We start from the raw sequence: 9,151 nt of genomic DNA on the forward strand, positions 1-9,151 counted from the left end.
GGCGCCCCCGTAAACAATGTCGGTTCAGTCCGCGGCCGATTCACTCTGGGCGAGGCCGGCCGTGAGAACCGGTTGGACGAGTGTCGGCTGATTCCGGCGCAGCGCGTCGAGATGGTCGCCGGTCCAGATCATGCGCACCGCCGTCGCCGCGGCGATCCCGTTCCTGTTCCTGCTCCGCAGGTCTTCGCTCAGCGTGCGAACCAGTGCGCGGTCGGCAGCCGCGTCCTGGTCCGGCGACCGGGGCAGCGGCTGTCCGCCTGCGAGGTTCCTGGCGAAATCGTCGTACCAGTCCGTGACCTGCCGCATGTGCTGAAGCAGCGCGCGACGGGCCGCGGTTCGGTCGCCGGGGACCTGGTCGTCAGCGCGCTCCCAGAGGTGCAGCACCGTGTCGGCCGCCAGCCGTAGCCCGATCACTCCGCCGATGAGCATGGCGAATTCGGCCAGCGGTGTCGTCTTGGCACCCCGCTCGCTCAGATACTGGCGGAACGCGTCGTCCATCCGGCGCGCGGCCGAGGCCGCGCGCACCGCTTGCCGCTTCACGTCGACCGCTGTCGTGACCGGGTGGGAGCTGGGGCGCCGCATGGCGAACTCCACAGCGGCGGCGAGGTAGTTCGCGCTGTCGGTGTACGCCTCGGACAGGGCCTGGTTCAGCGCGGCGGTCGCCCCGCGTGGCCAGAACAGGACGCCCACCATGATGCTGACCCCGCAGCCGATGGCGACGTCCTCGATCCGCACCAGCCCGACCCGCCAGCCGGTCGGCTGGAGGATGTTGAACAGGATGACCAGTTCCAGAGTGAAGGCCGCCTGTCCGGCGGCGAAGGAGATCACGGCCGGCGCGATGCCCGCCACCAGAATCATCACGGGGAGCAGGAACCACAGCGGCGTGGTGTCATCGCCGACCGGCAGCATCAGGAGCGCCCCGATCGCGAAGCCGACCGCCGTGCCGAGCACCGCGCGCAGTGCGTTCTGCCCGGTGCTGAGTGCGTTCGAGCGCAGCACCGACAACGCGCCCAGCACGACCCAGAAGGCGTGCTGAAGATCTGTCAGGTTCGCCACCAGTACGGCCAGTGCCAGCCCGACGGCGCCGCGCACGCTGTTGTGAAGCCACACCGAGTGCGGTTCCACGTGCGCGGACGCGCGCTCGTGCGCCGAGGACAACGTCCCCGGCAGCCCGGCGGACTGCCTGCCGAGGAGTCGCCGGCTCCAGGTGCGGCGCTCGGCGCGGGCGGCGGCGTCGATGTTGTCGCCGATCGCGGAGACGACGAAGGCCAGTTCATGGGCACGGAAGCTCGGCTCCAGGGCGTCGATGACCTCGGTCACCTGCTGGTCGGTCATCTCGTCCGGCGATACCGTGCTCGCTTCGGCGCCGTCCTCGGGACCTGGACCCGGACCCGGACGCGGATGCGGACCTGGACCTGGACCCGGACGTGACAGCGGTGGCAGTGCGTCGGCGGCGTCGCGATCCAGTTCGGACAGGGACGCACGCAACTCGGCCGACGCGGCACGCAGCGCGTCCGGGCTCCTCCGCGGTCCCGCGAGGAGATCCGCACCCTCTCCTAGTACGTTCGCCGCCGCGATCCTCGCGCGGCGGGCGGCCAGGTTCGGAGCGCCGACCGGGATCGGCCGGGAATGCACGATGACCCTTTTCGCCCAGTTCAGCTCGTCGACCAGCCGGACCACGGCACGGTCCGGCGCGCTCAGCCCGGTCGGCCGGTAGGGCGTGGTCAGGAACTGTCGTTGCAACTCGTCCATGGCGGAGTGGGCCTCGCGCCTGACCTGCCGGTGCTCGGGCGATGCCTCGTACTCCCGGCCCGATCGCGGGTGCTCGGCCTCGGAGCGCAGACGCGCCGCCAGCGCCCGACAGGCCGCGACAGCCTTTCCACGCAACGGATTGGCGGCGGGCTCCGGCCACAACAGCCGGATCGCGAAGAGTCCGACGACCGCGGCCAGGCCCCAACCCGCCAGCCGCTCCGGCACATCGGCGGCGGTCCCGGGCAGCGACACCGGAAGGATGAACGCGAGCAACAGAGAGGTGCTCGCCCCCGCGAGCACCGAGCTGACCGCGCCGGCGAGCAACACGCCGAAACCGACCACGGCCATGGCGAGGCACGCCAGCCAAGCGGCTTGCGAGGCGAGGGTCCCCACGCACACGAACGCCATGCCGACGGCAGCCAAGGCGGCCTGAGCCTGCAGCCGTTCGCGCATCGGACCGCCGAAGTCCACCAGCATCAGCATGGAGAAGGAGCCGAACGCGGCGAAGAGAGCCGTTTCCGGATTGCCGATCACCTGGTCACAGAAGGCGAACGTACCGGACATCACGATCGCGGTGCGGCCCGCGCGACGCAGCGCGAGGAGACCGCGGTCACGGGTGGTGAGCCACAGCTCAAGGCGCTGGGGCAGTGCAGGCATGGATCATCTCCAGATTCGTGATGGTCGCGAAGACCTACCTGAGATTCGCCTGAAACTGCCATAGGGGGTGATGTGACACGTCGGCGTGGCGGCTGAACGGGTTCGTGGGCCCCGGCCGGCGAGCTGCTTGGAGCTGCTTCGAAGCGCTTCGAGGTGCTTCGAGCTGCTTCAGGCGTGGAAGCCGCTGCACAGGATGGGCGTGAACTTCTTGGGCCCGCCTTGGACGTGGTAGAGCACCACGGTCCAGTCGCCCGGATCGTCACTCACCGGGATCGCGTCGACGGTCTTGGCGTCGAAGTGGGCCCGGAAGTCGTCGGGATACTGGAACTTGATGGTGCCGCCCGAGGACCACCGCGAGTAGAGGTCGACGGGCTTGCTGGTGAAGCCGATGCCCTTCCCCGCCGATTTGAGGGGGCGCCCGGTGGTGCGGTCGGTCTCGTGCGGGGGGCGTATCCCGACCGACACGTAATACGGCGCGGGGCGCTTCTTGGTCCCGGCCGCCTTGGGACGGTAGGACACCGAGGCGGTGCCGGAGCCAGTGGTGTGCGAGACGGAGGACTGCATGTCCATCGGTGGGTTGGAGTCGGCGATGCTGGCCAGGTCGCAGGAGCCGATGCCCTGGGAGGCCTGTTCCGAATCTTCCGACAGGGTCCAGCGGTCCTGCGAGTCACGGTCGCTCACGATGTGGTCCGGTGGGCCCTTCGCCGGATCGTCCTTGGTGCTCGGCCCGGACGTGGTGCTCCCGGTGGCGGTCTGCCCGGTGGCGGGCGCCGCCTCGGGGTCCTGATCGTCGTCGCCCTGTCCGGGCAGCAGCCAGAGCGCCAACGGTACGACGACCGCCACGGCGCATACCGCGAGCCAGCCCTTGCGGCGCCGGCGCGGGGCGGTGGGCGGCGGTTGCCGGTCCGGCGCACCGTACGGGGTGGTCCCGTCGTACCCCCAGCGCGCGGGCTCGGGGGACTTCGTGGCGGACACGGGCTCGGCTTCGGCCACAGGCTCGGCCACGGATACGTGCTCCGGTACGGCTTCGGGCACAGCATCCGCGTCGAGGGCCACCGACCGGTAATGAGCGTCCGAGGCCAGCGCCGAGTCCACCGCGCATCCGGCGATCACAGCGGCCAACTCGGGCCGGTCCGCAGGGTCCTTGGCGACGCATCGTCCGATCAGCGCGGCCAGGTCGTCCCGTACGCCCGTCAGGTCGATGTCCTCGTGCACGGTCCGGTAGCTCACCGCCGAGGCGTCGCCGCCTCCGTACGGAGGCCGGCCGGTCGCGGTGTAGGCGATCGTCGCCCCCAGCGCGAAGATGTCGGCCGCCGGGCCGACCTCATTACGGAGGAGAACCTCGGGCGCGGCGTACCCGGGTGTCCCCGGTGCCATTCCGACCTGGGTGAGGACCGTCCGCTCAAGTCCTCGGGCGATACCGAAGTCGATCAGCTGCGGTCCCTGCGGCGCGAGGATGACGTTCTGCGGTTTCAGGTCCCGGTGCGTGACCCCGTGGACATGGACCGTGGCCAGCCCCTCGGCGAGCGCGGCGAACAGCCGCAGCGCGCTCTCGGCCGGGAACGGGCCGCCCGCGCGCACGGCGTCGCGCAGTGTGGGCCCCGGCACGTACTCGGTGGCCAGCCAGTACGGGGACGCGTCGAGCGACGCCTCGATCAACTGGGCGGAGTAGGGGCTCCGTACGGTCTCCATGGTCGCGGCTTCCCGCCGGAACCGGGCCAGCGACTCCGGATGGTCACTGATCTCGTCGCGGATCACCTTCACCGCCACCAGCCGGCCGCCGGGCGAACGCCCGAGATACACCTGTCCCATGCCGCCCGCGCCGAGCCGGGCGAGAATCTGCCACACGCCTATTCGCGCGGGATCTTGGGGTCGCAGTTCGTCCACCTGCACGACTTTGCCACACCCGGGCATCCGCGTATCAGAAGTGGCGGAAGAGACAGCCCGGTCCGTGACCTGGCTGCGTTCCGGCTCCTACGGGGTGAACTCCCTTGCCCAGGTGTCGAGTTGAGGTGGGACATGCGTGGGGGTCGTGAGGGTTCACACGAGATTCCCGGGATTCGGTCATGGGAGCGGAAAGCTCGGAAGGCTCACTCGGCGCTTTCGAACAGGTCGGGCGCCGACCCATGCGATGGGAGACCGATCCACGATGTTCAGTCCGGTACGGAACAGAGTACGGACGGCCGCGCTCGCACTCTCGGCCGTCGCGGCCCTCGCCTTCGGTACGACCTCGACGACCGGCGCGGCAGCGGCCCCCGCTCCCACCCCCGCTCCCGCTCCCGCCCTCGCGAAACAGGGGCCGACCTCGGTGGCGTACGTCGAGGTGAACAACAACAGCATGCTCAACGTCGGCAAGTACACCCTCGCCGGTGGCGGGGACAACGTCTTCGACGTCGCCGTGATCTTCGCGGCGAACATCAACTACGACACGGGCACGAAGGCGGCGTATCTGCACTTCAACGAGAACGTGCAGCGCGTCCTCGACAACGCCGCCACGGAGATACGGCCGTTGCAGCAGAAGGGCATCAAGGTCGTCCTCTCGGTGCTCGGCAACCACCAGGGCGCGGGCTTCGCCAACTTCCCGACCCAGCAAGCGGCTTCGGCGTTCGCGAAGCAACTGTCGGACACCGTGGCCGAGTACGGCCTCGACGGCATCGACTTCGACGACGAGTACGCCCAGTACGGCACCAACGGCACCGGTCAGCCCAACGCCAGCTCCTTCGTGCACCTGGTGACGGCACTGCGCGCGAACATGCCGGGCAAGATCATCAGCCTCTACAACATCGGCCCGGCCGCGACGCGGCTCTCCTACGGCGGCGTCGACATCTCGTCCAAGTTCGACTACGCCTGGAACCCGTACTACGGCAGTTGGCAGGTCCCCGGCATCGCACTGCCCAAGTCGAAACTGTCGCCCGCGGCCGTCGAGATCGGCCGGACCGCGCAGACCACGGCCGCCGACCTCGCCCGCCGCACCGTCAGCGAGGGATACGGCGTCTTTCTGACGTACAACCTCGACGGGGCCAACCGCAGCGCCGACGTCTCGGCGTTCACCAGGCAGCTGTACGGCAGCGACGCCGTCTACACACCGTAAGGCGACCCGCACAGCCCGGTGCGCCTCGGGGCCTGCCGGCCGCGGGCGCCCGCGGCCGGCGGCCCTTCCGCTCAGACGGCCGTGCTCGGGACCTCCGGGATCAGGTTCCGGGAGTGCCAGGACTCAAGTCCCGCTTCGACCTCGTTGAGCAGTTCCTGCTCGCCAGTGTGCAGGGCGAAGGTGAGGGCTTCCGTCAGATGGCGCCGTGCCTCGTCGTGGTGGTCGAGCGCCAGGCAGACGTGGCCGAGGCCGTTCGCCGCGTGTCCGCGGATCAGGGGGTCACCGGTCCCGCGCCCCAGTTCGGCCGCCTCGGCGTGGTTCCGCCGCGCCGCGCCGTAGTCGTGCGACTCCCGCTGTACGCGGGCCAGTGCGTTGAGGGCGTACCCCTGCAGAAGCGGGTCCCCGGTCTGTCGGCCGTACGTGAGCGCCGACTCGAAGTGGCTCCGTGCCTCGTCGGGTGCGCCCGTGCGCCGGCGCGCGCGGCCCAGGCCCACATGGGCGTACCCCTCGCCCAGCCGGTCGCCCGACTCACGGGCGAGGAGCAGCGATTCCCGCATCAGCGCGTAGGACTGCTCGGGATGGCCGAGACAGTCGCGCACCTGGCCCAGGTTGTACGCGGCGAGGCTCTGGACGGCCATGTCGCCTTGGCGGCGGGCCGTTTCGAGCGCCACCGAGTGCAGGGCGTCGCCGCAGTGCGCGCGCGGGTTGAGGTGACGGGCGAGCGTGGCGGCAAGGCCGGTGGTGTGACCCGGCAGGCCGCTCTCGGCGGCGAGGAGACAGGCTGCCACCAGGTTGGCATGTTCCGCGGACAACCAGGCCATCGCCCTGTCGTGCTCGCCGATGCCCGGGACCGGGCCGGGAACGGGACCCGGCGGTGGCACCGCGGGCCGCCGGGCCCGGTCGAAGGGGAACACCGCGTCCATCGCGGCCGCCGCGGTGGTCAGGTAGTGGTCCAGCAGCCGCACCGGCGCCGGAGGCCGCGCGGCCTCCGGCTCCTCCCCGCGGCCCAGCACCGCGGCGTAGGCGTGGAGGAGGTCGTGGAAGCGGTAGCGGCCGGCGGTGGCCTGTTGCAGCAGATGGACGTCGACGAGCTCTTCGAGGAGGTCCTGTACGCCGGGCACGGGCCGTCCCATGAGGGCGGCCGCGGCGTACGGGTCGATGTCCGGACCGGGATGCAGCGCCAGCAGGCGGAACAACTCCTGCTGCGGCGGCGTGAGGTGTTGATAGGAGAGCGCGAACACCGCGGAGACACTGCTCCGGTCGTCGCGCAGCTCGGCCAGGCGCTGTCCGCCGTCGCTCAGCCGCCCGCCGTCGCTCAGCCGCGCGGCGAGCTGGGAGACGGTCCAGGCGGGCCGGTGACGCAGCCGGGCGGCCGCCAGCCGGACGGCAAGCGGCAGATGGCCGCACCGTGCGAGGACTTCGGCGGTGGCGTGGGGGTCACGGTCCGGACGGCCGTCGTCGACGATGCGCCGGAACAGCGCACCGGACTGGTCCGGCGTGAGGACGTCCAGTGAGACGAGGGCGGCGCTGCTGATGCCGACGAGCCGGCGGCGGCTGGTGATCAGGGTCAGACAGCCGCGCGCCCCGGGCAGCAGCGGCGTGACCTGGGCGCTGTCGGAGGCGTTGTCGAGCACGATCAGGACCCGTCGGCCCGCGAGGGTCGCCCGCCACAGCGCGGCTCGGTCCTCGGCGCTCTCCGGGATCACTTCACCCGGTACGCCCATCGCCCGGAGCAGCCTCTCCAACGCGACGGCCGGGGGCAGCGGCGACCGCTCGGGCGTGAACCCGTGCAGGTCGATGAAGAGCTGCCCGTCGGGGTAGTCCTCGGCGAGGTGGTGGGCCAGACGTACGGCCAGTGTGGTCTTCCCTACGCCGGCCATGCCGTCGATCGCGGCGACGGACACGGCGGTGGGCATCCGGGCTCCGGTCGTGTCCGTCCCCTGCTTCACCGTGAGGGCCAGCTCGTCCAGTTCCCCGGCCCGTCCGGTGAAGTCGCCGATGTCGTAAGGGAGATCGCACCGCGGTCTCGATCGCGGCTCCGGTATCGGTTCCGGCGGCGCGGGCGCGGGGTCGCCGCGCAGGATCCCCTGCCACAACTTCCGTACCTCCGGCGGCGGATCGATCCCGAGCTCGTCCCGCAGGGTGTGCCGTAGCCGGTCGTACGTGGCCAGGGCCTCCGCCTGCGATCCGGTCCGGTGCAGCGCGAGCATCAGCAGCCCGTACAGGCTCTCCCTGAGCGGATGTTCCAGGACGAGCTGGCGCACTTCGGGGACGAGCCCGGCGTGCCGGCCCAGGTCGAGCCGGGTCCGCAGCGACTGTTCGGACACGGCGAGCCGCCGCTCCTGGAGCCGTACGAGCCGCGCCCCGGCCCAGCCGCCCAGGACCGCGCCCTGCGCCACCTCACCGCGCCACAGCGCCAGTGCCGCCTCGAACTCCCTTGCCGCGAGGTCGTGTTCGCCCTCGCGCAGCGCCCGCTCCCCTCGCGCGGCCAGCGCCTCGAACCGCAGCAGATCGAGCTCCTCCGGCGCCACGCCGATCAGATAGCCACCGGACCTGGCCACCACCCGTGGACCCCCGTCGCCCGCGCCGTCCAGCACCTGACGCAGCCGGCCCACGTGTGTACGGAGATTGGCCGCGGCCGATGCCGGGGGATCCTCGCCCCACACGGCCGCCGTCAGCCGGTCCAGGCTCACGACATCGTTGGCGGACAGCAGCAACGCCGCCAGCAGGGCCCGTTGCCGTACCGCGCGCAGCGGCAGCGCGGCCCCCTCGTGTCGTACTTCCACAGGCCCCAGCACACAGAAGTCCACAAGCCCCCCACCGCTCACTGGACCGCGCCGGTCAGGGCGCGGTCCGTGTCCACCTCGCCCTTCGTCCGCACCGGTGAACGGGCGGACCGCGGACGGCTGACGCAAGGTTAGACGGCGCCACCGACAGACGCGCCGGGGGTGTGCCGGGGGTGTGCCGCGCGTGTGCGAGATCTGTACGGAGCGGACCCTAGCCTCATCTGCATGACCTGACGGAAGGGGGCGAATTCCCCCGTCAGGTCGTAAAGGGACGTCCATCCTCACGAGGAGTTTCGGATGAAGCGCAGACTGACAGTCCTCTTCGCCGCGATGGCCGCGGGCATCGCGATGCTCGTCACGCCCGGTGCGGCCTCGGCCTCGCCGGCGCCGTACCCCGCGGTGCAGAGCCAGATCGACGAGGTCCTGGCCGAGACGCCCGGAGGTGTCCAGACCGGCCCGCGGACCGTCGAGTGGAACGACGGCGCCGTCGGGATGAAGTTCGGCATCGAGTCGTGGGAGGACTGCCGGGCCGAACAGGTCTGTTTCTGGGAACACGACTGGTTCCAGGGCCGGTTCGTGTACATCAACAGCAGCGAGTGCACCAACCGGACCTTCGACTTCAAGGCCTGGGGCTTCAACGACATGACCAGCTCGTGGCGGAACAACACCAGCCGCAACGTCTACGTCTTCCAGCACGACGCGCTCGGCGGCAACCGCCTGTGGGTGGAGGCGCCGCAGCAGAACGCGGGTGCGCTGGACCCCAGCATCCGCGACGACGCGTCGAGCTTCTACTGCGTGTAGCACCCTGAGGGGAACCAACCGAACCGCCGCGTGCGGACAGCTGCTTCCGGAAGCAGCTGTCCGC

General features: G+C 70.9%; 5 protein-coding genes. 2 read left to right on the forward strand and 3 right to left on the reverse strand.

The genetic code is table 11. The features are described 5' to 3' along the window. Positions 1–24 precede the first annotated feature (24 nt). Positions 25–2,409, reverse strand: a complete 2,385-nt coding sequence (locus ACFT9I_RS11870; protein ID WP_382563210.1) for an FUSC family protein — start codon at positions 2,407–2,409, stop codon at positions 25–27. Between the two features lie 168 nt (positions 2,410–2,577). Next, complete coding sequence (locus ACFT9I_RS11875; RefSeq protein WP_382563212.1) at positions 2,578–4,296, reverse strand: serine/threonine-protein kinase; 1,719 nt, start codon at positions 4,294–4,296, stop codon at positions 2,578–2,580. A gap of 262 nt (positions 4,297–4,558) precedes the next feature. Between ACFT9I_RS11875 and ACFT9I_RS11880 the strand changes: the two genes are divergently transcribed. Then, positions 4,559–5,500 carry an endo-beta-N-acetylglucosaminidase H gene (locus ACFT9I_RS11880; RefSeq protein WP_382563214.1) on the forward strand — a complete coding sequence of 314 codons (942 nt, stop codon included), beginning with the start codon at positions 4,559–4,561 and terminating at the stop codon, positions 5,498–5,500. A 71-nt stretch (positions 5,501–5,571) separates the two neighbouring features. On the opposite strand, the gene ACFT9I_RS11885 is transcribed toward ACFT9I_RS11880, so the two are convergent. Next, the gene (locus tag ACFT9I_RS11885; RefSeq protein ID WP_382563216.1) at positions 5,572–8,286 is read right to left on the reverse strand and encodes a BTAD domain-containing putative transcriptional regulator; all 2,715 of its coding nucleotides are present in this window, start codon (positions 8,284–8,286) and stop codon (positions 5,572–5,574) included. 297 nt (positions 8,287–8,583) lie between these two features. On the opposite strand from ACFT9I_RS11885, the gene ACFT9I_RS11890 reads away from it, so the two are divergent. Further along, positions 8,584–9,087 (forward strand): peptidase inhibitor family I36 protein, encoded by a 504-nt coding sequence (locus ACFT9I_RS11890; RefSeq protein WP_382563218.1) that lies wholly within the window; start codon positions 8,584–8,586, stop codon positions 9,085–9,087. The last annotated feature ends 64 nt before the right edge of the window (positions 9,088–9,151 follow it).

This window comes from Streptomyces sp. NPDC057137 (assembly GCF_042670825.1).
GTDB lineage: Bacteria > Actinomycetota > Actinomycetes > Streptomycetales > Streptomycetaceae > Streptomyces.

Coding starts and splice junctions, on each gene's coding strand:
- ACFT9I_RS11880 (WP_382563214.1), top strand. CDS start 4,559: ATGTTCAGTCCGGTACGGAACAGAGTACGGACGGCCGCGCTCGCACTC.
- ACFT9I_RS11890 (WP_382563218.1), top strand. CDS start 8,584: ATGAAGCGCAGACTGACAGTCCTCTTCGCCGCGATGGCCGCGGGCATC.
- ACFT9I_RS11870 (WP_382563210.1), bottom strand. CDS start 2,409: ATGCCTGCACTGCCCCAGCGCCTTGAGCTGTGGCTCACCACCCGTGAC.